The organism is Vibrio sp. HI00D65, assembly GCF_001635455.1.
Lineage (GTDB): Bacteria > Pseudomonadota > Gammaproteobacteria > Enterobacterales > Vibrionaceae > Vibrio.
Genome location: NZ_LWEH01000090.1, coordinates 1 through 308, shown reverse-complemented (window position 1 = coordinate 308; position 308 = coordinate 1). Strand labels below are relative to the sequence as shown.

The window sequence follows — 308 nt, the reverse complement described above, 5'->3', positions numbered from 1 at the left end:
GAACGATGTCACCTTGCTTAATGTCGTCACCCGTAGGGCGAATGTTATTATTCAGTTTGATGTCGTCTTGTTGAATCTCAATGCCCGTATCGGTTTCACGAGTATTTTCTTGCATGATGACTGCATCACAACCTTCTGGGATTTTCGCGCCTGTCATAATGCGAACACAAGTATTACTTGGCCATTCGCCTTCAAATGGCTGACCTGCAAAAGATTTACCCGCTAATGGTAGTACTTTACCGTTCTCTAGGTCTGCTAAACGCAGTGCGTAACCGTCCATTGCTGAGTTATCAAAAGGAGGTACAAAA

General features: G+C 44.2%; 1 pseudogene. It reads right to left on the bottom strand.

Going from position 1 to position 308, the window contains the following annotated elements:
- Positions 1-308, bottom strand: a pseudogene (locus A3712_RS08650) (molybdopterin molybdotransferase MoeA); the annotation flags it as partial.